Below are 22,356 nucleotides of genomic sequence, written 5' to 3'. Positions count from 1 at the left end.
ACCTACAGCCCGCCGGATGTGCTGGCGTTCTGGCCCACCGGCAGCCAGAACGACGAGATGCTGCTGATGTACACGGCGGCGGTGTTTACCGACGAAACCCAGCAGGAGATGGCGGATTTTGTCTGGGGCTACCAGTCGGTTGATCTGACCACCGGCGAGACCGAGATCGCCGATTTCGCCTCCTTCGAGGTGCTGATGTTCTCCGCCGCCCGCAGTGCGACAGACCCCAAGCACCTGTACGGCGTCTATACCCAGCTGTCCAAGCACAACCTTGAAACCCGCGAACTGGTCAAGCGGGTGGACCTGCCGCACACCTATTACGTCATCAACGTCTCCAGCGACGGGCGTGAGATTTATGTCGGCGGCACCAATGACGACATCGGCATCTATGACAGCGAAACGCTGGAACGCCTGGGCGAGATCCGGGTGCCCTCCGGCGGCGACATGTCGGTTTCGACCCTGCACGTTGTGCCGCAGGGATGACCGGGCCTGCCGCCAAACTCTCCCCCCAGCCGGGCGGCCCTGCGGCTGCCCGCCCCTGGCCGCGCCTGCAATCCCGCGCAGGTGCGGCGCTTTTCACATCCACCACTGCGGCCTGGCTGCTGCCGCTGCTGCGTCCGCACCACCGCCGGCTGGCCCTGCTGCTGCTGATCAGCTTTGCCGCCGCCGCCCTTGGCCTGCTGCCGCCCTATATCAGCAAGCTGGTGATCGACCGCGGCCTGATGGGTGGAGATGCCGCCCAGCTGGTGGTCTGGTCGCTGGCGCTGTTTGCCATTGGCCTCCTGGCCACCGCCACCGGCGCGCTCAGCAATATCCTGCATATGCGCGCCTCGGTCCGGATGCTGGCGCAACTGCGGCGGCGTCTGCTGTCCCGGCTGGCCGCCAAACCCGCCGGCTGGTTTGCTGCGCAGCGCGCAGGCGAGCTGCTGGCGCGGGTTGATGGCGACGCCGCAGAAGTGCAGAAATTCGCCTTCAACGCGGTGCTGGGCGGCTCATCGGCGCTGATCCGGCTGATTGGCGGCTCGGCAATGCTGATGGTGCTGGACTGGCGGCTGGGCCTGCTGACTGCGCTGCTGGCCCCGGCTGAACTCCTGTTCCTGATCTGGGCGCGGCCGCGCACCGAACGCCACGCCGCCGCGGTGCGCGAGATGCAGGGGCGTTATAGCGCAGGGCTGTCGGAAACCCTGTTCGGCCTGCCCGCGCTGCAAGCCGCCCGCGGCACTCTCTGGGCAGAACGGCGCAGTCTGCGCGACCATGCCGGGCTGAACCGCCGCCTTATCGCCCAGAACCTGTGGGGCGAGTTCACCCGCGCGGTGCCGGTGCTGTTGTCAGCGCTGACCCGCTCCGCGATCTTTCTGGCTGGCGGGCTGATGGTGATCCGCGGCGACTGGCCGCTGGGATCCCTGATCGCTTTCATCGCCTATATGGGTTTCATGACCGGGCCGATGCAGTCGCTGCTGGGCCTGTGGCACGCACAAGCGCGGGTCAAGGTTGCGGTGGCGCGGCTGGATACGGTGATGCAGCCCGCAATCCGGCCCGCTGCCCGCTTTGCCCCCTCCGGCTATGCCCTGCAACTGGACAGCGTGACCGTCGCCCGCGGCCAGGCGGCCCCGCTTGGCCCGCTGACCCTCACCATCCCCCAAGGCACCAAACTGGCCCTCAATGGGGCCAGCGGCGCCGGAAAAACCTCGCTGATCGCGGTGCTCTGCGGGCGGGCGCAACCGCTGTCCGGGCGTGTCACCCTGGGCGGTGCGGACCTGAGCCAACTCGGCGGCGCCGGGCTACCGGAGGCGGTGGCCTATGCAGGCCAGCGGCCATTCACCCTCCGGGCCAGCCTTCGCGATAACCTGTTTCAATCCCGCGCCTTCTGGGCCAGCCCCGGCAGTGAAGCGCGTGTCTGGCAACTGCTGGATCTGTTCGGCCTGGCCGAACGGTTCCGCAGCGCCGATGGCCTCGACACCCTGCTGGGCGAAAGCGGCCTGACGCTGTCCGGCGGCGAACGCCAGCGCCTTTGCCTGCTGCGCGCGCTGCTTAGCCCCTTCGATATCCTGATCCTGGACGAGGCCCTGTCCGAGGTCGATCCAGCCACCGCCGCCCGGATTCTGACTCATATCGACAAGACCTTCCCCCGCACAACCCGCATCATCACGGCCCACAGCGGTGCCGCGGCGGCCGGGCATTTCGACATGGAAATCACCCTGGACGAGGCCACCCCATGACCCCTGCCCCGCTGATAGCCCTGATCGACGGCCCGCTGGCGGCAGACACCCCCGGCCTCGCGTGCCGCACCGACATCTGCAAACCGCATCCCCGCGCCGCCGACAGCCCCGCAGCGCTACACGCCAGCCATATGGCCGCCGCCATCCGCACCAATGCGCCAAAGGCGCGGCTGCTCAACCTCACCATCTTTCCCGGCCGCCTCGCCACGTCCCTCGCCACCGTGGCCAAGGCCCTGCACCGCGCCGCGGAGTCTGAAGCCGCAATCATCCATTGCTCCTTTGGCCACACTGACGCCAACCCGCTGCTAACGGATGCCGTCGCCGCAGTGCTGCAGGCCGGCAAGCTGCTGGTCGCCTCCGCCCCCGCCCGCGGCGCGCCGGTTTACCCGGCAGCTTGCAACGGTGTCTATTCAGTCCAGGGCGACGCCCGCTGCGCCCCCGGCCAGTGGTCGCTTCTGAACTTGCTCGGCGCGCAATTCGGCGCCTGCCCCGGCGGCCCTGAAATGCCAGTGCGCGGCGCCAGCCTCGCCGCCGCGCATTTCACCGGCCTGCTGGCCCGCGCCCGCATGGGCTGCGGGGTCAGAGCATTTCTGCAAATCCCGGCCTTTACTGGCCGCGAACGCATCGGCCTGCCGCCAGGCCCTGCCCCTCTTTTTCACACCCCAACCGCTGACAGATAAAAACAGGGAGAACACCAATGGACTACGCAATGCTCATCAACGGCGAACAGGTTTCGTCGGAACAGATGATCGACGTGATCAACCCGGCAACCGAGACGGTCTTTGCCCGCGTGCCGCATGCCTCGGAGGCGCAGCTGAACCAGGCCGTGACCGCCGCCAAGGCCGCCCAGCAGGCCTGGGGCGAAACCCCGATGGCCGAACGCCGCGCCCGGATCGAAGCGCTGGCCGCCGCAATCGGCGAAGAAGGTGATGAACTGGCCCGGCTGATCACCCTGGAACAGGGCAAACCGCTGCCCGAAGCGCAGGGCGAGGTTGCCTGGTCGCAGGGTTATCTGGCCCATACCGCCACGCTGGAACTGCCCGACCGCATCATCCAGGACGACGCCGAATTCCGGATTGAGACGCGGCACAAACCGCTGGGCGTCGTGGCCGGCATCATTGCCTGGAATTTCCCGCTGCTTTTGTGCTGCTGGAAAATCGGCCCGGCGCTGATGGCCGGCAACGCCATTGTGCTGAAACCGGCTCCCTCTACCCCGGTCACAGCGCTGAAGCTGGGCGAGATCTGCGCCCGCATCCTGCCGCCCGGGCTGGTCAATATCATCACGGATGCCAACGACCTTGGCCCCCGGCTGACGGCGCATCCGGATGTGGCCAAGATCGGCTTTACCGGATCGTCGGAAACCGGCAAGCGGATCATGGCCGGCGCTGCCGCCACCATGAAACGGGTGACGCTGGAGATGGGCGGCAACGACCCCGCCATCGTGCTGCCGGACGTGGATGTGAAGGCTGCTGCGGAAAAGATCTATGGCGGCGCCTTCCTCAATGCCGGTCAGGTCTGCCTGGCGGTGAAACGCGCCTATGTGCACAGCGATATATACGAGGACATGTGCGCCGAGCTGGCCTCCCTGGCCGAACAGGCGGTGGTCGATGACGGCATGAAACAGGGGACAACAATCGGCCCGATCCAGAACAAGGCCCAGTTCGACAAGGTCAAGACCTATCTGGACGACGCCCGCGCCAGCGGCCGGATCATTGCCGGCGGCACGGTCAAAGACGGCCCCGGTTACTTTGTGCATCCCACCATCGTGCGCGATGTGACTGACGGCCAGAAAATCGTCGACGAGGAGCAATTCGGCCCGATCCTGCCAGTGATCCGCTTTGACGCCATCGATGATGTGATCGCCCGCGCCAATGCCTCGGACTACGGGCTGGGCGGGTCAGTGCATTCAGGTGATACGGCCAAGGCGGTTGACGTCGCCGGCCGCATTGAATCCGGCACCATCTGGGTGAACCAGCAGCTGAACATCGGCCCGCATATCCCGATGGCAGGCTTCAAAGGTTCCGGCCTTGGGGTTGAGCAATCGGTCGAAGGCCTGGCGGAATACACCCAGATGCAGGTGATCAACGTCGCCCGCGGCTGACCCCGCGCCGAACCGCTGAACGGCGGGCTGCATCCCAGCGGCCCGCCTTGCGCTCAGGCTTTCTGAAAAAGCGTCACAACCAGTCCGCGCCAGCTGCAGCCTTGGCTGTGCGCAGCCAGGCTATTCCGCCGCGCGCCCTTCCCCCATGTACAGCTTCTGCATATCCACGAAATGCCCGTTATCAAGCCGTTTGCGGATGGCGTCCCAGCCCTCCGGATTGCCCTCGATCACCCTGTACAGCTCCGCCGGCACGGTCATGTATTCGATGTATTTCTCCGATGCGGTCTCCAGCCAGGCAAAGACATAACCCTCGCTGTCTTCGTCGGTATTCACCAGGCGCAGCTCTATGCCCTCGGCCATCGGCACCGATTCAACACTGCGCAGGATGTGCAGCTTCATCATTTCGACAATCACGTCGTCCAGCCCCAGCTGCTTGATCAGCAGCTTTTCCCGCACCGCAGGCCAGCCGAATGTCAGACGCACCGCCAGCCCGTTGCCAACATCCCGCGCCGCCGCCGGGGCATTTGCGCCATAGCTGGTGTCAAACAGCGCCCCGGCCTCGTCCTCAATTTCCAGATGATCCCGCAGGCGGCTGGCAGGCATTGCCGCAATCCACTGGCCGCGCCCGGCATCCAGATAGTTGAACTGCGGCTGCAGCCGGAAGCTTTCGCCGCAGGCATCGCAGGTCACGTCCTGAAACCGGTCCTCCAGAATATCATCCCGCAGATCGGGGCGGCGGTCGGCGTTCACACTGCCCACGGCCATCATGGTCACCGGGGCCTCGCATTGCGGGCACACCAGATTGACGGGGTGAAAAAGCGACATCGGTCAACTGCCTTTCAATGGGTCAAAGTTTGGCCAGCCAGCCAACTGCCGGATGGTTCGGCTTCAGCTTGCCGGAATGATAGGCGGCATAAAGTTCCGAGAACCATTCCCCCGGCGCACGGAACTGATAGCCGGTGATCCCCTTGGCCCGCTCGCCCAGCAGATAGGAATTCCAGGTGTTCGGGTAGCTTTCCTGATACACGACACCGCCGATTTCGATCTTCTTGGCAATCGCCATGCTGGACCAGGGCTGGGCCGGTTCGGACGCCATGTCGATATGCGCCTGCATCTTGATGCGGCGGCTTTCCCATTCCTCATCCGTGCAGGTCTCACCGGCCGGCTTTTCCGGCACATGCGCGCCTTTGTTATGCGCCATATATTCGGTCGCATAAGCCTTGTCATAGCTGAACTTGGTGGCAATTTTCTCAGCAATGGCAGCGATATCCATGCCGTGTTCGGTCCAGCCGCCGTATTCCTTCTTGCCGCCGTTGCTTTTCATGAAGCTTTGCTTGTCGTCGACCGCATGACCGACCTCATGCAGGGTGTTCCAGTTGAAGAAGGTGACGGGTTCCTCATTTGCGGGTTTGCATTTTTCCAGCTCGGCGCGTTCTTCCGGGGTGGCCGCATCATCCAGGCTGCCCACCGCATCGTCACTGCCAAAGGCATAATTGGGCGACACACCCGCGTCGCCTTCGTGCATCACAATCCGCTTCTCATTGCCCTGATACATTGAGCCGCCCTTGGCCGCCTCATTGACCGCGAACTTCTGCAGCGAGTCGTTGTTCAGCGTGTGATCCAACGGCAGGTCCTGCATCGCCTTGTAGAAGGCGACAATATTCGGCCCCTTCAGATTGGCATCCGCAATTTCCGACGCAGGCGCCAGATTCTCATTGTTGAAGTTCTTGATATCGCAGCCAAAACGCGCCTTGAAGGCCACTTTGACCACAGCCCGTTGCGCCTCGGGCTCCAGGTTGTCGATCATCGCGTCCAGCTCGTCGGTGCCATTGGGGCGCGACAGGATTTCCTTGATATCCTCTTCCTTGGGCGGCGTGTTGGCCCGCATTTCAGCCATCACAAAGGCGCTGGTGCCGATGGCGCGCGCCTCTTCCAGCAGCTTGATGGCCTCGCCCGGTGTCTTGCCGGCCACCGCTGCGGCGGCATCCGCCAGTTTCTTGCGCATGGTGTCGATGCTGGGCTTGATCGCATAGCGGTGCTCGTGCCCTTCCAGCACGGCCAGCCGCGGCTCCACCTCCGGTTTGGCGCGCAGCTCCTTGTACGCTTTGTGCTGTTCCGCCATCTCCAGCGCGGCTTTGGTCTGGGCGATGGCCGCCTCGATGTCCGCACTGACCTTGGCGTAGTTCTGCCCGCCCTTGGCCGCGGTTTCAGCATCAGCCAGCAGTTTTTCAACCGCGTCGGTCTCATCCTTCACATAAGCCGCTTCACCGTGACTTGTAACCGGTCCCAGCGCGGCGCGGGCACGGGTGATTTCCTGCTCGATGAACGCATATTGCGAGATCACCTCATCCGCCGTGTTGCAGGCTTCCAGTGCGGCCAGCAAATGGCCCTTGGCGGTCTTGGCGTCCAGCCCGTCCTTGCCGCAGTTTTCAATTTCGGCATTTGCGGTATCCAGATGCGGCTTGGCCACGGCGGCGTTTTCACGGCTGCCGACCACCTTGATCGACAGTTTCGCCGCCTGCACCTGCGGCCACCAGGGGGCGCTGTCCTCATCGCCGCCAATGGCCGAGTTCACCGCCTCAAGAATACCATGCGTATTGGCCGAGCTGATCGCCTCCTCAGCCGAGGCCGTCACCTCTTCGGCCATGGTCTTGGCAGTTGCGTAATCGCTTGGCGCCAGCTTGACCAGATTATCGTATTTCGCGGTCAGCCGGGTCAGCTGCGCCGCGATCGCATCGGCCTGCTTATGGGCTTTCGCCTCGGCCAGCTTGGCCTCGGCCGCGGCCCGCGCGGGTTCATAGGCGGACGAGCCCTGGATCGAGGTCAGCAGTGCCTTGGCGTCTGCGGTGATCTGTTTCAGCAGCTTGATCGCCTGGGAATAATCGTTCTCGCCCAGATCGGTCCTGGCGGTATCCAGCTTGGCCGCGGTCAGCCGGTCCGTCAGCGCCTTGATCCGGTCCTTGGTGGCATCGTTGCTTTCCGGCGCCAGCGCATCCACCGCCGCCTGCGCGTCAGTGACAGCCTGATTGTACGGCGCCGCCGCCGCAATCAGCCGCTGGCACGCCGTGATTTTCTGATAGGCTTTCTCGAACATCGCCTTGGCAGCCGTATAGGTATGCGCCGCCTTTGCCGCCTCGTATTTGGCATAATCCGCATCCGCGCGTGCGATCTGATGCACGCCGGCTTCGTTGCCCGGCCCGATCAGCGCCGCACGGGGCACAACGAAAAACTGGTTTTCCCAGCCCAGCACCGTCTTCAGCGTCTTCAGGTCCTCATCCGTGGCTTTTTCCCAGCCCGCGGCAGCCTTGGCCTTGTCCGCGGCCCCTTGGAAATCCCGCGCGGTCTGCTTGGTGGTGCTTTCATCCAGCAAGTCCTGGATCTCGGTCTTGCGGTGGGCCAGCTGGGTCTCAACCGCGCCGCCTTCGGTGGTGATTTTGCCGATCACCGCGGTGGCCTTGGCCCGGTCCGCCTTGATGGCCTTGTACAGCTCGCCATCGGCGCGGGCCTGCTCCGCCATCTTGCGCGCCGCAGCTATTTTGGCCTCCGCCCCCTTGTAATCATAGCCCTCCGGCTTGATCAGATCATCCGCCTCCCCGGTCAGCCGGGTGATGTCATCAAGATGCGGTTGCAGGCAGCTGGCATCATTCAGCGGCGCCAGGGCTGCGGCCTGTGCCGCCAGCGAGGTTTTCAGTTCGCCATAGGCGCGATGCTGATGAACCAGCACCATGGCCATCTTCAGGTTCGAAATGGCGCTGTCCAGATGCGCCCTGGCATCGTCGTATTTCTTGGCGGTCTTGGCTTTTTCCGCTTCCGCCGCAGGCAGTTGCGCCTTGGCGATCAGCGCGGTGAAATCATTGCCGGTATCGGCCGCAACAACCTTGTCGCGGATATCGGTGAAAACCTTGAACGCCGGGTCCCATTTCTTTTTCAGATCATCAAGCGCAGCGGTATCGGTCATCCCGTCCAGCTCAACCGAGGCCTCAGCCGCCGCTTTGGCGCTGTCCACCCGTTTCTCTGCGTCGGCCACACAAGTGTTGGCGGTGGTGAAATCCAGCTTCAGCGCCGCCGCCGCCGCCTCGGCCATCAGCGCCTTGGCATCCTCCAGCATCGGCGCCGCCTGGGCCACATTCTTCAGCGGGTCGATCTTGCCCTGAACCGCCAGCCGTTTGTCCTTATAGGCCTTGCAGGCATCCGCCTGCACCGTCGCCGCGGGCCAATCGCCCAGGGTGGCATCCAGAAGGGTCAGCGCGGTTGAGTATTTATGCAGAACAGCTTCAGACGTGGCCGAAGCAAGATCCGCCTCCATTTTCAGGATGATCACCTGAATGCCCGAAGCGCCGTCGTGGTCCTTGAAGTCCTTCAGCTTGGCCTTGAACGCCGTCAGCTTGGGGGCATACTGCTGAACCACCGGGATTTCTTTTTCGATGAAGGGCCGCACGCTCCAGAACTTGCCCAGCTTCTTCAGGGACTCGCCGTAGTCCTTGGTCGTGGCCACATCTGAATCGGTGTAATAGCCGTTCGCCTCGTCCAGCTTGTCCTTCAGAAGGTTTTTGATTGCGGCAGCCAGACCGGCCCAGCTGTCGACCCAGCTCTTGGCATTCGGGCGCTGGGTTTCATAGGTTGTCCGCTGCGCCCGTACTTTGGCGGTGCTGGCATGAACCGTCGCAACCTCGTCAAGCTTTTTGATGCCGTCCTTGAACTTCTTCGCCCCCTTGTCCACCTGCGCCGCATCATACAGACGCTCCATCTCGCGCGCCGCGTCATCAATCGCCGGATCGCCGACCGAGACACCGCGGGCCGCATCGGCCAGCGCCTTGCGGTCCGGGTCAAGCGCCATGAAATGCGCCAAGTCATCGGCCAGAACCTCGGCCTTGGCAATTTCAGCCTCCGCCGCGGCCAGGTCATCCGTGGCGGTTTTCAGGTCATGGGCCTTGGCCTTGTCAACAGCGGCAGTACGCAGCCCGTTGATCCGGGTGATTTCCGGCGCAATCTCCGGCGCCGCGGCCTTGGGATGGCTGGTCAAGGGCACCAGCCGCAGATCGAAAATCTCCAGCGCTTTTTGGAAAGCGGTCTTGGCGCCGGTGTCGGCCGCAACCGCTTTTTCCAAGGCATCCAGGGCTTTTTCCCCGGCCTCCAGCTTGGCGCCATTGGCGTCTTCGGGTTTTGCCTTGGCCTGCGCGGCCAGTGCTTCGACCTTGTCGAGCGCGGCTTTCCATTTGTCCGGGGTCTGGCTGACGGCCTCGGGCACCATGGTGTTATAGGTCTTGACCGGCCCGTCGCGCAGCGCCTTCAGCGCCGCCTCGATCCGGGCGATCTGGTCGGCCAGATCAGCGTCGGCCGTATCGCCGCCAGCGTCATCCGAAGGCGGCGCGGCCTGTTCCGGCGCCTTGGCCGGGGCGTCGGGCTTGGCGGTGGTGACGGTATCCCCCTCCCCTGCCGATGCCGCTTCGGCACCCGCCGGGGCCGCGTCGTCTTCGGCAGTTTCGGCCGCCGCCTGGCGGGCCTTGGAAATGGCTTGGGCCAATGGTCCGACCGCCTTGAGCGCGCCTTCATAGTCCGGCGGCGTGGCGGCTACGCGGGCCTTGATCTGCGTCCAGACGTTTTCGATTTTTGCCGACTGCGGTGTGTTGAGCGCCAGAACCTCGGTGATCAGCGGCTCCAGTTTGCCCGCCGCCTGCTGCCATTTGCCTTCCAGCAGGGTCTGCCGCTTGGCCCGGGCCGCTGCCTCTTGGGCCGCGGTCTTCATCTCGGCAGACAGTTTGGACACATGCTCAAGCGCCGCCGCAAAACCGCTGCCCTCTGCCTTGGCCTGAATCGCCGTCCACAACGCGTCAGCCTTGGACAGGTCGATGCCGGCAATATCCCGGAGTTTGGCCAGATTGGCCTCAACCTTGGCGGAGGTGGTTTTCCATTTGGCCTCTGCCGGATCCGGTTCCGCCGAGGGCGCTGCCGGCGCTTCGGCGGGATCCTCGGTGACGGTATCGCCGCTGGCCGCAGGGGCCGCCTGCGGCGCGTCACCGGCGGCCTCCTCGTCGTCATCTTCCTCTGACTCGACGACATTTCCGCCGGGGTCCAGGATGAGGATTTTGTATTTCAGCCCCACCACCATGAACATCTTCTTGGCCTTGCGCGCCATGCCCGGCACGATCTTGCCCTCGACTGTCAGCGACAGTTCCTTGCCGTCCAGCTTCAGCGTCCCAAAGGTGAACTGCGGCGTCTCGCCGTCGGACTTGGCCTGCTTGCCCAGAACCTTGGCAGCCTTGGTCTTATGGGTGAGAAAAATCGAGTTTTCGATTTTCTTGCCAAAGCACAAACCGAAGGACAGCGCGCGCTTCTTCGCTATCGCCATCTGTTGCTTGATCTCTTTTGCGGCAGATCCATCAAGAGGCATGGGCAGCTCCTGAGTTAAATAACTGTTTAAAACTAGTATGTTAGCTAGCGCTCCCTTCGAGCGTCGCATGGAACCCGGATTCCAGCAAGATTTTTTTCTTGTCAATTGCCTCAGGCTGCGCACACTCAATCCGTATATCCATCAAGGTGAGACGCTGATGACTTTCCAGCCAGCCGCTTCGGCCGAATGACGGGTTTACGCCCTGCCCGGGCCATGACACTTGCAGTCTTCGCAGGCCTGTGCGGCGGCGGGCTGGCGGTATACTCATTTGCCTCTGACACCGTGACCGGAAACAGCGGAGAGATTTCAATGGCTTCAACCTCGGCGGAAAGTTTTGACGGCGCTTGGATCGTTCAGAAGGTCCAGGACGTCGATCTGACGCAGTTCGAAGAGCTGCGGTTTGATTTCGACGGCGGCACGCTTTACGGCTCCAGCCCCTGCAGGAGCTTCACCACAACCTTCGGGCCGGACCTCCGGAACATCATGTTTTCGCCGTTTGAGATCGGCGGCGGGCTGTGCGACGAAACGGCGATGATCGCCGAACGGGACTTCCTGCAGCAGGTCGGCCTGGTCAACCGCATGGAGCTGACCGGGGACGGGCAACTGGTGATGTATAATTTTGAAAAACCGCTGTTATGGGCCAAACGGCTGGCCGGCTGATCCGGCATAGGTTTCGCAGCGAAACCTGCCGAGTTGCCGTACTGCCGGCTTCGTAAAAGACATAACGGAAATGAAAAACCCCGGCCTGCCTGGGCCGGGGTTTCGCAGCGAAACCGGGAACTGCGCCCTGCCCTATCCGCCGTGCTCCAGCAGGTGGCGCACATTGTCCATGACCGCATCAACCAGCTCAGCCGTCACCTCGCCGCCGGAGAACCGGATGGCATAACCGCCGGGCCCGTATTCGCGTTCGATTGTAATGCCGCTGGCGACGCGTGTCTTGCGGGACCGCTCCACCTTTTGCGCGGTCTTGGGACGCCCCCCCCGGCTGGGATCCTGCGGAGCGCCTTCGGCGCCCTCCACCACCGGCAGCATGGCCTCCCACTCTTCCGCCGCCGAGCGCCCCCCTGCCTGCTCCAACGCGGTGCGGAGCTGTTCAGCCCCGCCGCTCCGCAATGCGGCGGCCAGGCGCAGGCACTGGCGTTCATTGAGGCCGGTGGCATGGGACAGCATATCGCCCAGTTCCTCGTGGATCAGGGCAAAGGAGCGGATCTTGGAGCGTTTGGCCTTGGAGGCGTTCTGGAACAGCACCGCAACCGCTTCGTCCACCGTCGGGAACACCCCGTCATGCACCGCCGAGGCCGCCGCCCTGCCCCGTTCGTACTGGCTGAGGCCCGAGCGGATTTCGTTTTCCTCGATCATCGAGACCAGCGCATTTGCAAGGCTGCCGGGTTCGCGGATGAAGGCCGGGATGGTCTGGAACCGTTCGCCGCCGCTCAGCCCGTTCAGACGGCGCAGGGCCGTCAGGCGGCGGTAGCCGGAGACCAGCGCATACTTGCCCGCGTCCTCGGGATTGAGCGGCTCGAACACCTCGATCGGCAGCCGCAAGCCATTGACCGAGATCGAGGTCATCAGCTCCTGCATCTCTTCCTCGTCCAGCACGATCCGGTCGCGGTTCAGGGCATCCGCGGTGATCTGTTCCAGCGGGATTTCCACCGCCACCAACCCCTTGCCCTCCGCATCGCGCAGACGTTCTGCGTCCGCCTTGTCGCGGGCGATGGCTTCGCGGTCGGCCTGGGGCAGCGGGTCGGCATGGCGGGCGGCATCGGCCACCACATCGGCAATCGGCGGCCGCAGGCCGGGGCCGCGCGACAGATCGCGGTCAATGCCTGCTTCGATCTCTTTCAATGCCTCGGGCGAGGGGGTCTCAAGCTGTCTGCGTCTGGCCATCTTCGCTCTCCTCTGCTGCGGTTTCTGCCTGCTGCATCTGCTGATCGCGCCACCAGCTGCCGATCAGCAGTTCCTTGAATTCCGCATAGGTGCGGTCGAACACCTCGCGGCCGCGCACATAGGTGTCGCGGTTGAAGTTGCGGTAATCCGCCTCGTAGATGCCGGAAACGCTTTCGCCGGCCTGGCCGACCATGGCGGTGTAATCCTGCCGGTAGGCGTTCATCATATCGCCGAAATAGGCCTGGATCACATTGGCCAGGTCGGTCTGCTGGCTGGCGTCAAAGCGGGTGATCAGGGCGCGGACCACGTCCCATTCGAATTTCATCTCTGGCAGCCCGGCGCGGCGGCGGCCGGCGTTTTCGCCATCTTCGATCGAGGCGAAGGTGGAATAGAGCATGTCGAAGAAGCGGCCCGTCGAGTCGAACTCCAGAAACGAGGCACCAAGGGGCACCATCAGGATGTCGGCGGCGGCCAGCGCATTGATTGTCAGGTAGCCGAGGGCAGGGGGGGTATCCAGAAGGATGATATCGTAATCATCCAGCGCGCCGCCCTGATCCAGCGCGTTGGTCAGCGCATCCCACAGCGCCCAGTTGCGCAGACCCATGCGCCAGACCGGGATCTGAAATTCCGCCCAGTAGAGGTTCAGCTGGGCGCCAATGAGGTCGATGTTGGGCCAGTGGGTTTTCTGGACCACGTTTCGCAGCGAAACCTCCCGCGCTTCGGTGAGAGTCTCATCCAGCGGAACAGGGTCTAATCCAGAGGCGGCACGAACCTTGTTTTCGGCTTCCACCGCTTCGGCGTAGTCGCGGGCGAGGAGGGGGAAGACGGTTTGCCATTCGTCGGCCACCTGGCCGCCCATGATTGAGGTCATCGAGCCCTGGCTGTCGAGGTCGACCACCAGCACCTTGTAGCCATCAAGCGCCGCCGACATAGCGAGATGGGCCGCGGTGGAGGTCTTGCCGACGCCGCCCTTGAAGTTGGCCACGGCCACGACCTTGGCGGGCAATCCTTCTGGGCGGTAGGGGCGGTATTCCTTGGTGCTGATGCCCTCTTCGGCGAAATGGTCGCGCAGCTTCAGCACGTCTTCCAATGTGAACCAGCGCGAGCCGCTGGCGCCTTCGCCCTGAGGCAGATCCGGGTTCTTGTTCAGCACCCGGCGCAGGTGAGCGGGGGCGACGGGGATCAGGTAACGGCAGACCTCCCATGTGGAGAAGCTGCGCAGGCGTTTGCGCCCATCGGGGGCGTAGCCTCGCTTTGCCAAGTCGTCGCGTCCGCGGCCTGCAAAAGCTGCAGCCTTGGCGAATCTGGCGGTATCGACAAGCTCGCCGAGCTTGGCCGCTGCGGCCTCGGGATCGAGGTTGAAATAGGGCGGCAGGGGGGTGTCAGGTTTCTTTGCCATGTGACATGTGCCTCGGGTAAATCGCCTGTTTGGCGTGTTATCCTTGGTTTTGTCGCACATCCTGGGGAGAGAGTGAATCATTATCTGGCAACGCATCTGTTTGGCGCGGCCGTCCGGCTTCCCCGCTGTATATGTCTTTGTTCCCCGATAATCACTATGGCACAAACAGGTTGAAATGTTGTGAATCTTTGATTCAGTTTAGAATCTTTAAGCCTAGTAAGTAATTATTTATCAGATGGTTAGGTATGTTTGCGGACCTGCTTCCGGTATGAAAGGAACCCGTTTGCAGGAGCATTGGTACCCGTCTGCGGGACCAAGGGCCCCGATTCGCAGGAAGACAGGCACCCGCGACTCGCAGGCCGTAAATCAGGCGGTTTCAGGTCCCATACTAGCCGGAAAACGGTGGAAACCAGCGCTGAATGGCACCTGAAACCGGAGAGAACGGGTAAAGGTACCCGTTTGCGGGACGGGGCTTTCCCGTAAACGGGTGCCCAAAGCAGGATTGAGCGCGGGTTCCTTTTACGTCATAGTACCGCCTAGGCAGGTCCCGCAGAGTCGCAAAGACCGGAAAAGGGGCAGGAGGGCAGGGCGATGGACGCCAAAGACATCCCGCACAACAAGCTGACAGGCCCCTTGCGCCGGGGGTCGGTGAAGAAGAATGTGGCGGCCATTCATGTGTCCGGCAAGCTGACGCTGCTGCAGCGCAAGCTGTCGAATGTGCTGCTGCTGAATGCATATGACACGCTGATCTCAAAACCCAAGCATCAGATCGATGCGCAGACGCTGTGCATGATGGTGGGGTATAACTCCAACGACATGGAGACGCTGAAACAGTCGCTGCGCTCGCTGGCGGAGACGGTGGCGGAATGGGATATGCTGGATGAGCAGGGGCGGCAGGAATGGGGCGTCAGCTCGCTGTTGTCTTATGCCAAGCTGGCGGGGGGCGTGTGCGAATATGCCTATAGCCCGGCGCTGGCGGAGAAGCTGCATGACCCCAAGGTCTTTGCCCTGATCAATCTGAACATCCAGCGGCGGTTCACCAGCGGTCATGCGCTGGCGCTCTATGAAAACTGCTACCGCTTTGTGCGCACGGGGTCGACCGGCTGGTGGGATATTGCGCTGTTCCGCCGCCTGATGGGGGTGGAGGGCAGCACCTATTACGAGAGTTTCAAGCACCTGAACGCGAAGATCATCAAACCGGCGGTGGCAGAGGTGAACAAGACCTCGAACATTCTGCTGACGCCGGAGTTCAAGAAGATGGGGCGGCAGGTGGCCGAGGTGCGGTTTCTGATCAAGGAAAACCCGCAGCTGGCGATGCTGGACATTGATGACGGGGCAGGGGTGCGGCAGGGGGCTGTTTACAGCCAGCTGATCGGCCTGGGCGTCAGCGACCGGCTGGCGCGGCAGTGGATTGCCGAGCATGGCGAGGATTATGTCGCCGAGAAGGTCGGCTATCTGAAGGGCAAGAAGGGCGTGGACAGCCCGGTGCGCTATCTGAGTGCGGCGCTGCGGGATGACTACAAGGATACGCCCGCGGAGACCGTAAAAGAGCTGCCGCCCGAGGTTCTGGCGGCGGCTGAGGCGCGCCGTGCGGCGGAAGCCGAGGCGGCCAGGCTTGAGGCGGCTGAGGATGCAGCCAAGGCGCGGGAGCGGTCATTGCGGGCGCAACGGCTGGAGCGGATCCGGGATCTGGCCGCCGGGCGCTCGCCGACGCAGAGAGACGCGGACAAGCGGCTGTTCCTGAGCCGCCTGGAAACAGAGATCGACCGCGAGGAATTCCGCAACCGGGGCTGGGCTGCGGCGCTGCTGGCCGGTGAGATGGCGGAATTCTGGGAAGAGCTGATCCCTGGTGCGCTGGAGGATCTGGCAGGGTAGGGCGGGCCGCTTATGGCAAGCGGCCCTGCAGGATCAGGCGGCAGGCCTGACACTTGCCCGGATTTGCAGATGGCGGAGGGTCAAACCCCCGCCATTTCCTGTTTTTCCACCCGCCGGAAGAAGATCAGGTAGAACACCGGCGCGGCCACCAGGGTGAGCACGGTGGCAAAAGCCAGGCCGCCCATGATGGTGATCGCCATCGACACAAAGAAGGCGTCGGTCAGCAAGGGCGCCATGCCAAGGATCGTTGTGACCGCGGCCAGCATCACCGGGCGCAGACGCGACACCGATGCCTCGACGATGGCGTCGCGCAGGGGCAGGCCGGTTTCGCGCACCAGGTCGATTTCCTCGACCAGGACAATGCCGTTCTTGATCAGCATCCCCGACAGGCTGAGCAGCCCCAGAAGCGCAGTGAAGGTGAAGGGGAAGCCGGTGCCCAGAAGCCCGATCACCACGCCGTTCACCGACATCGGCACCAGGAGCCAGATGATCACCGGCTGGCGGACCGCATTGAACAGCAGCACCGAGATCAGCACCATGATCAGCAGCGTCACCGGCAGCTGCTTGCCCAAGGACTCATTCGCATCGCCCGAGCTTTCGTGCTCGCCGCCCCATTCCATCAGGTAACCCGGCGGAATGTCCATCGCTTCGATGGTCTCCTGCACCTCGGCAAAGACGGTGGCGGCGGTCAGATCCGGCGGGATATCGGCGCCGACGGTCAGGGTCGGCAGCCGGTCGCGGCGGTGCACCAGAGTGTTTTCAATCACCACATCAACGCCGTCGATCATCTGCTCCAGCGGCACAAACTTGCCGGCCGACGAAGAGAACACCACCTGATCATAGATGTTGTAGGGCTCCTGCGGCGCGCGGCGGACGACGATGGGGATCAGCCGGTCGCGTTCGCGGAACACTCCCATCTGCAGCCCGTCGGTGGAAAACTGCAGCGCATCGGCGATGTTTTCGCGGGTGACGCCGGCGGTTTGCGCCCGGTCGGTGGCATAGACCGGCTTCAGCACCGGCTCCTGTTCGCGCCAGTTGTGGCGCGGGGTCAGGATATCGGCGGAGGCCGCCTCAAGCCGCTGTTTCGCCTCCTCTCCCAGATCACGCAGGATGCGCGGGTCGGGGCCGGAGAAGCGCACCTGGATCGGGTCGCCGCCGCCGGGGCCGAAGACCAGCCGTTTGGTGCGGAATTCGCCCTCGGGGAACTGTGCCTGGCCGAAGGCTTCAAGATCGGCCTGCAGCGGCGGGATCGCATCAAGGGTTTCGGTGCGGATGATCAGATGGCCGTAGCTGGGGTTCGGCTTTTCGGCTGAATAGGTCAGCATGAAGCGGGTGGCGCCCTGGCCGGTGAAGGAGGCAACCGAGACCACGTCATCGCGTTCGGCGAGCCAGTCCTCGAACACCTTCAGGTGCTTGGACGTTGCCTGGATCGAGGTGCCCTGCGGCAGCTTGTAGTGGACAAAGAACAGCGGCGTGTTGGAGTCCGGGAAGAACTGCTGTTTCACCTGGCCGAAACCGATGAAGCAGACAACGGTGATGCCCGCCAGCCCGGCCACCACCAGCCAGCGCAGTTTCAGCGCCGCCGCCAGGATCTTGCCATAGGTGCGGAACAGGAGGCCGCTGTAGGCGTCTTTGCTGTCTTCTGTGCCCTGTTTGAAGAAATAGTGGCCCAGCAGCGGTGTTGCGGTCAGCGCCAGCAGCCAGCTGAGCAGCAGCGAAATCGCGATGACCGCAAACAGCGAGAACAGGAATTCGCCCGAAGAATCGGGGCTGAGGCCGATGCCGGCAAAGGCCATGATGCCGATCACCGTGGCGCCCAGCAGCGGGATCTGGGTTTTCGAGGCAGCGTCATGCGCGGCCTCGCGGGAGTTTTTCCCGCGCAGCATGGAGATTTGCATCCCCTCGGCGACAACGATGGCGTTATCCACCAGCATCCCCATGGCGATGATCAGCGCGCCAAGTGAAATCCGCTCCATCTCGATCGAGAACAGGTTCATGAAAAACAGCGTGCCGACCACGGTCAGCAGCAGCGTGGAGCCCACCACCACGGCGGCGCGCCAGCCCATGAACAGGGCCAGAACCACCACAACAATGCTGACCGACATCGCCAGGTTCACAAGGAAGTCGTTGGAGGCCTGCTCGACCACCACATGCTGCTGATAGATCGGTTTCAGGTCCACGCCAAAGGGGATCCGGCTGTCCAGTGCCGCCAGTTTGGCATCCACGTTCTGGCCCACTTCGACGATGTTTTCGGTGGCCAGCCCGGCAATGCCCAGGGTAAAGGCCTCAACCCCGTCAAAGCGGATCAGCAGGTCCGGGTCGCTGATGCGGCCGCGGTGGACGTCGGCCATGTCGATGACATTGACCACTTCGCCCTGCGAGCCGATGGTGAGGCCCGCAATTTCCGTGACCGAGTCCGAGCCTTCCGGGGCGCTGAGCCGGGTGTCCGCGGGACCGGCCTCAAGACTGCCGGCCGGGCGGACCGAGTTGGCATTGGCCAAAGCGCTGTTGATGGCGTCAATCGGGATGTTCTGATTGACCGCAACCGCCATCTTCGGCTCGACAAACACCGCTTCTTGCGGCAGGCCGGCGATTTCGACATCGGCGACCCCGTCCACCGTCAGCAGCTCGCGCCGCAGGTAGGTTGCCAGCTCGTGTTTCTCGGCGTCGGTGTAGCCCTCGGCGGTGACCGCGTAGAACAGGCCGAACACATCGCCAAAGCCGTCATTGACGTATGGCTGGCTGACGCCATCGGGCAGGGCGCGGGCCGCATCGCGGACCTCGGCGCGCAGTTTGGTCCAGATCGCAGGCAGCTCGGTGCCGTCGTAAGTGTCCTGCATCTCCACTTCGATCAGCGAATGGCCGGGCCGGTTCACTGAGGTGATCAGTTTCACCTCGCCCATTTTCTGGATCGCCGATTCCAGCGCTTCCGAGACCTCCAGCGCCACCTGGGCGCTGCTGGCGCCGGGGTACTGGGTCGCGATGACGGCGGATTTGATGGTAAAGGCCGGGTCTTCCAGGCGGCCCAGGTTCAAAAAGCCCCAGATCCCGCCGAGCAGGGCGGCAAGCATGATGAGCCAGGTGTAAAGCGGCCGGTTGATCGACCCGCGTGCGATGTCCATGCGTTTGCCCTCAGTTGCCGAAGCCGGTGAAGCGGCTGACCTGCTGGCCGTCTTTCAGCGCGGAGCCGCCGGTCAGCACGATCTCCTCGCCGCCGGCGAGGCCGTCCGCAATCCGGAAGTCTCCGTTCTGGCTTGCCTCGACCTTTACCGGGGTCCAGGTGACGGTGCCGTCTTCGGCGCCTGCGGGGGCAAAGACCATGACCCCGGTGCTGCCATCGGCGGCCGCCACCAGCGCGGTGCCGGGCACCCGGATCGCCGCATCGCCAGTGTCGACACGCACATTCACCGTTGCCGAGGCGCCGGGCAGGATCTGGCGGTCTTCGGGCGGGGTCAGGCGAAAGGTCACACGGTAGGTCTGGCCGACGCTGCTGGCCTCGGCATCGAATTCCAGGATTTCCAGCGGATAGTCCGTGTCCTGACCGGGGAAGTTCGCCACAATAGTCAGCACATCGCTTTGATCGGCCTGTTGGAACAGCACCTCGGGGACGTCGACCTTGATGTGCAGTTCGGACATGTCGTGCAGCCGCACAACCGGAGTGCCGGCGCTGATGGTGGTGAACTGTTCGACCTCGCGGCTGGAGACCAGCGCATCAAAGGGGGCATTCAGGGTCGCATGGCCTAGCGCATATTCGGCGTCGCGCAGGGCGACACGGGCCAGGCCCGCCTCGGTCTCGGCGTCGTCGATCGACACCTGGCTGACGGTGCCGGTCAGCTTTTCCAGCCGCACAACCGTTCGGTCGGCCTGTTCCTTGCGCAGCTGGGCCTGTTCCAGCTGCAGCTCGAACGGCTCCAGGTCCAGTTCGGCGATCAAGCCGCCCTGGGCAACGGCGCCGCCTTCGGTGACCGGGAATTTCAGGATCTGCCCGCCGACCTGGAAGGCCAGATCAACCGTCTGTTTGGCAGCAACCTGGCCAAAGAACTGCCGCTCCAGCAGCAGGGAGTCCGATGAAGTCTGAAGCAGTTTCACGGGTTTCAGCGGCTCCTGGGCCGCGGCTACCGCGGAAAGGGCGGCAAAACCGCCCGCAACAGCAAGGGATTTGCTCCAACGCATTTCAGTCACTCCTTCCGGGCGGTTTTGCCGCCTGTCCGCATCATTGTTTTGTTGTCACGCCCGGTTGCGCAATCGGCCCGGACACCGGCCTGTGCGCCAGCCTGCCGGGGAATTTGCGGCCTATAGCTCAGTTGCGGGGACTTTCCTGTGAAGGAGATCACAATGCAACGGTTTCCAAGGGGCATGCGGTTTTCCGGCAGCACGATAGCATTGGACCCATTGATTCGGTTGCCGCCGTTTCAGTGTACTGTTTCAAGCGCCTGAATTTCAGGAGGTATGGTGAGCAATCTTTTCTGGCTGACCGATGAGCAGATGGCTCGGTTGCGGCGGTGTTTTCCCAAGAACATGGCAAGCCGCGCGTGGGTGACAGACATGTTCTCAGCAGGACTATCTTTATGAGCCGCGCCGGTTTGCGCTGGTCTGATGCGCTGAAGGAGTATCGCCCGTCCAGTGAGGCGGGGCTGTCGCCCCGGCGGAGCGGCGTAGCACGGTGAACGCTCGAAACGGTGGCGCGGTAAGGGTGCCTTCGCTCGGATCATGGAAGGATTGACCGCTGAACAATCGGATCATCTGGCAATCATGTTTCCCTTTCATTGATTGCTGCGCAAGTAGCTGCAGGGCTGGCGACCTGACGCGGCCCGTTGCGAGAGGTGCCCAAAGATGTTCTTGCCCGCCATCGACCCGCCGCAGCCGTTATCGTCTGGCTTTAAAATCCAAAGAGGCTGAAACGTGGCGTTCACAGCGGTGAATTTCCGAATTGCTTGCTGTGATGAACACCCGGGAAGGGCTTACCGGCGGGTTTCTGCCTTATCCGGTAACAGAATCCCGGACTGTGGAGAATGTACAGCTGAACGTGAACGTGGAACCTTTCCCAAGTTTGGAGCGCACATCAATTTCGCCGCCCATCAGATGTGCCAGGCGGCAGGCGATGCCCAGCCCCAGACCGGTTCCGCCGAAATCCCGGGTTGCGGAACTGTTGACCTGGGAAAACGCATTGAAGACGCTGGCCAGCTTGTCTTCGGGTATACCGATCCCGGTGTCTTCGACAGCGATGTTAAGCCGGGTTTGAGAGGCCATGCTGGTTCCGGTGACTTTGACTGTCACGGCCCCTTCCTCTGTGAATTTCACGGCGTTGCCGACCAGGTTGACGATGATCTGCCGTATGCGCCCCTCGTCTCCCAGAATGCCTGCGGGCAAGGCCGGATCATACTCCAGCCGCAAGGCCACCCGGCTTTCCGCCGCTTTGGGTTCCAGCATCCGGACAACGCCCGAAAGCAGGTCGCGAAGATCAAGCGGCTGACTTCTGAGTTCCAGCTTGCCGGACTCGATTTTGGAAAAATCGAGTATTTCGTTGATGATTTCCAGCAAGGCTTCACCGGATTCCGATATGGTCCGGGCATAAAGCGCCTGGTCCTCGTCCAACTCCGTTTCCTCCAGCAAAGATGCCATTCCCAGAACCCCGTTCATCGGTGTTCTGATCTCGTGGCTCATGGTGGCCAGAAATTCGGACTTGGCTTTGTTCCCTGCCTCAGCCGCGCGGGTTCGTTCTTTTACCTTGTCCTCAAGCGAGGCAGTAAGTTCCGTCAAGTCTGCATTGCTGCGGTCGAGATGGGTCAGCACCTCGGCGAAAGCCAAGGCCAGACGGCCGATTTCGTCGCGGCCGCAATCGGGGACGTCCTGAGGCCGGCTGCCCTGGCGGATGCTGTCCGCAAAGGCAGTCAGACGCTTGACCGGCCGGGTGATCCGGTTGGCCATGATGAGGGCGGCAGCAGATGCAAACAGCGCGCAAAATCCGGACAGCAGCAGGATCCGGCCGACATGCGCCTTCCATTCCTGATCCAGCCGGGCGGTGGAGAACTCAAGCACCACATAGCCAAGCCGGGTGTCCGCCGTTGCCAGAACCGGACCCGCCACTCTGATCCGGCCGCCGCCTGTCAGGGCCGTCCACTGCTTGTGATCGACAGCGGAGCGCAGAACGGGATCTGCAAACCGCTGGCCGCGCAATAGATTGCCGTCGGTGCCATCTGTCAGCACCCGGGTGCCGGCATCCAGGATCAAGGCGCGCATGGCCCCCTCGCTGGCCAATGCAGCCCCGGCTTGTTGCCTTAACTGTTTGATATCTAACTCATAAAGCGGTTCAAGCACGGCTTCGCCCAGGGTTTTGGCCAGATCGGTCACATGCTGTTCATAGGCTTCGGCTGAGGTCCGGTGGGCAAGCGTGACCGAAATGGCAGCAATTGCGCCGGCCACCGCCAGTACGATCAGAACAGTGTAGACCACCAGTTTGGTTCTGAGGCTGGAGCCAAGCAAA

At 63.1% G+C, this 22,356-nt stretch carries 12 protein-coding genes and 2 pseudogenes; 7 read left to right on the top strand and 7 right to left on the bottom strand.

Annotated elements, in window-relative coordinates; all coding sequences use genetic code 11:
• The 4 genes and pseudogenes from A2I95_RS13825 to A2I95_RS13810 all read left to right on the top strand — a co-directional run.
• A pseudogene (locus tag A2I95_RS13825) lies at window positions 1–483 on the top strand (quinohemoprotein amine dehydrogenase subunit beta); the annotation flags it as partial.
• The gene (locus A2I95_RS13820) at window positions 480–2,219 is read left to right on the top strand and encodes an ABC transporter ATP-binding protein (RefSeq protein ID WP_291730420.1); all 1,740 of its coding nucleotides are present in this window, start codon (window positions 480–482) and stop codon (window positions 2,217–2,219) included. The pseudogene A2I95_RS13825 and the gene A2I95_RS13820, both read left to right, overlap by 4 nt.
• A complete protein-coding gene (locus A2I95_RS13815) occupies window positions 2,216–2,899 on the top strand; it encodes a hypothetical protein (protein ID WP_291730419.1) in 684 nt (227 codons plus the stop codon). The genes A2I95_RS13820 and A2I95_RS13815 overlap by 4 nt, the downstream gene beginning before the upstream one ends.
• 17 nt (window positions 2,900–2,916) lie before the next feature.
• A complete protein-coding gene (locus tag A2I95_RS13810; RefSeq protein ID WP_291730417.1) occupies window positions 2,917–4,320 on the top strand; it encodes an aldehyde dehydrogenase family protein in 1,404 nt (467 codons plus the stop codon).
• Between the two features lie 120 nt (window positions 4,321–4,440).
• On the opposite strand, the gene A2I95_RS13805 is transcribed toward A2I95_RS13810, so the two are convergent.
• Together A2I95_RS13805 and A2I95_RS13800 are read right to left on the bottom strand one after the other, a co-directional pair.
• Window positions 4,441–5,145, bottom strand: a complete 705-nt coding sequence (locus A2I95_RS13805; RefSeq protein ID WP_291730416.1) for a CpXC domain-containing protein — start codon at window positions 5,143–5,145, stop codon at window positions 4,441–4,443.
• A gap of 22 nt (window positions 5,146–5,167) precedes the next feature.
• Window positions 5,168–10,711 carry a hypothetical protein gene (locus A2I95_RS13800; RefSeq protein WP_291730415.1) on the bottom strand — a complete coding sequence of 1,848 codons (5,544 nt, stop codon included), beginning with the start codon at window positions 10,709–10,711 and terminating at the stop codon, window positions 5,168–5,170.
• A 213-nt stretch (window positions 10,712–10,924) separates the two neighbouring features.
• On the opposite strand from A2I95_RS13800, the gene A2I95_RS13795 reads away from it, so the two are divergent.
• Window positions 10,925–11,371 carry an META domain-containing protein gene (locus A2I95_RS13795; RefSeq protein WP_291730414.1) on the top strand — a complete coding sequence of 149 codons (447 nt, stop codon included), beginning with the start codon at window positions 10,925–10,927 and terminating at the stop codon, window positions 11,369–11,371.
• A gap of 132 nt (window positions 11,372–11,503) precedes the next feature.
• Here the strand turns inward: A2I95_RS13795 and A2I95_RS13790 are convergent, their stop codons facing one another.
• Window positions 11,504–12,598, bottom strand: coding sequence for a ParB N-terminal domain-containing protein (locus A2I95_RS13790; RefSeq protein WP_291730412.1), 1,095 nt, complete (start codon window positions 12,596–12,598; stop codon window positions 11,504–11,506).
• Window positions 12,576–13,997: an AAA family ATPase gene (locus tag A2I95_RS13785; RefSeq protein WP_291730411.1), complete on the bottom strand. Its 1,422-nt coding sequence runs from the start codon at window positions 13,995–13,997 to the stop codon at window positions 12,576–12,578. Before A2I95_RS13785 ends, A2I95_RS13790 begins: the two co-directional genes overlap by 23 nt.
• A 591-nt stretch (window positions 13,998–14,588) precedes the next feature.
• Between A2I95_RS13785 and A2I95_RS13780 the strand changes: the two genes are divergently transcribed.
• The gene (locus A2I95_RS13780) at window positions 14,589–15,872 is read left to right on the top strand and encodes a replication initiation protein (RefSeq protein ID WP_291730410.1); all 1,284 of its coding nucleotides are present in this window, start codon (window positions 14,589–14,591) and stop codon (window positions 15,870–15,872) included.
• 80 nt (window positions 15,873–15,952) lie between these two features.
• Here A2I95_RS13780 and A2I95_RS13775 read toward each other — a convergent pair whose 3' ends face one another.
• On the bottom strand, window positions 15,953–18,994 hold the full coding sequence (locus tag A2I95_RS13775) for an efflux RND transporter permease subunit (RefSeq protein ID WP_291730409.1): 3,042 nt from the start codon (window positions 18,992–18,994) through the stop codon (window positions 15,953–15,955).
• A gap of 10 nt (window positions 18,995–19,004) precedes the next feature.
• Window positions 19,005–20,045 (bottom strand): efflux RND transporter periplasmic adaptor subunit, encoded by a 1,041-nt coding sequence (locus tag A2I95_RS13770; RefSeq protein ID WP_291730408.1) that lies wholly within the window; start codon window positions 20,043–20,045, stop codon window positions 19,005–19,007.
• A gap of 279 nt (window positions 20,046–20,324) precedes the next feature.
• Between A2I95_RS13770 and A2I95_RS13765 the strand changes: the two are divergent.
• Window positions 20,325–20,612 (top strand): annotated as a pseudogene (locus A2I95_RS13765) (hypothetical protein); the annotation flags it as partial.
• A 240-nt stretch (window positions 20,613–20,852) separates the two neighbouring features.
• Here A2I95_RS13765 and A2I95_RS13760 read toward each other — a convergent pair.
• Window positions 20,853–22,355 (bottom strand): ATP-binding protein, encoded by a 1,503-nt coding sequence (locus A2I95_RS13760; RefSeq protein ID WP_291730406.1) that lies wholly within the window; start codon window positions 22,353–22,355, stop codon window positions 20,853–20,855.
• Between the last annotated feature and the right edge of the window lies 1 nt (window position 22,356).

This window comes from Leisingera sp. F5 (genome assembly GCF_001593695.1).
The sequence above is the reverse complement of the archived record's forward strand: the minus strand, read 5'-3'. Positions and strand labels throughout refer to the sequence as shown.

Bases quoted from the DNA above. Each gene is read 5' to 3' on its own strand.
- A2I95_RS13820 (WP_291730420.1), top strand. From the start codon at position 480: ATGACCGGGCCTGCCGCCAAACTCTCCCCCCAGCCGGGCGGCCCTGCG.
- A2I95_RS13815 (WP_291730419.1), top strand. From the start codon at position 2,216: ATGACCCCTGCCCCGCTGATAGCCCTGATCGACGGCCCGCTGGCGGCA.
- A2I95_RS13810 (WP_291730417.1), top strand. From the start codon at position 2,917: ATGGACTACGCAATGCTCATCAACGGCGAACAGGTTTCGTCGGAACAG.
- A2I95_RS13805 (WP_291730416.1), bottom strand. From the start codon at position 5,145: ATGTCGCTTTTTCACCCCGTCAATCTGGTGTGCCCGCAATGCGAGGCC.
- A2I95_RS13800 (WP_291730415.1), bottom strand. From the start codon at position 10,711: ATGCCTCTTGATGGATCTGCCGCAAAAGAGATCAAGCAACAGATGGCG.
- A2I95_RS13795 (WP_291730414.1), top strand. From the start codon at position 10,925: ATGACACTTGCAGTCTTCGCAGGCCTGTGCGGCGGCGGGCTGGCGGTA.
- A2I95_RS13790 (WP_291730412.1), bottom strand. From the start codon at position 12,598: ATGGCCAGACGCAGACAGCTTGAGACCCCCTCGCCCGAGGCATTGAAA.
- A2I95_RS13785 (WP_291730411.1), bottom strand. From the start codon at position 13,997: ATGGCAAAGAAACCTGACACCCCCCTGCCGCCCTATTTCAACCTCGAT.
- A2I95_RS13780 (WP_291730410.1), top strand. From the start codon at position 14,589: ATGGACGCCAAAGACATCCCGCACAACAAGCTGACAGGCCCCTTGCGC.
- A2I95_RS13775 (WP_291730409.1), bottom strand. From the start codon at position 18,994: ATGGACATCGCACGCGGGTCGATCAACCGGCCGCTTTACACCTGGCTC.
- A2I95_RS13770 (WP_291730408.1), bottom strand. From the start codon at position 20,045: ATGCGTTGGAGCAAATCCCTTGCTGTTGCGGGCGGTTTTGCCGCCCTT.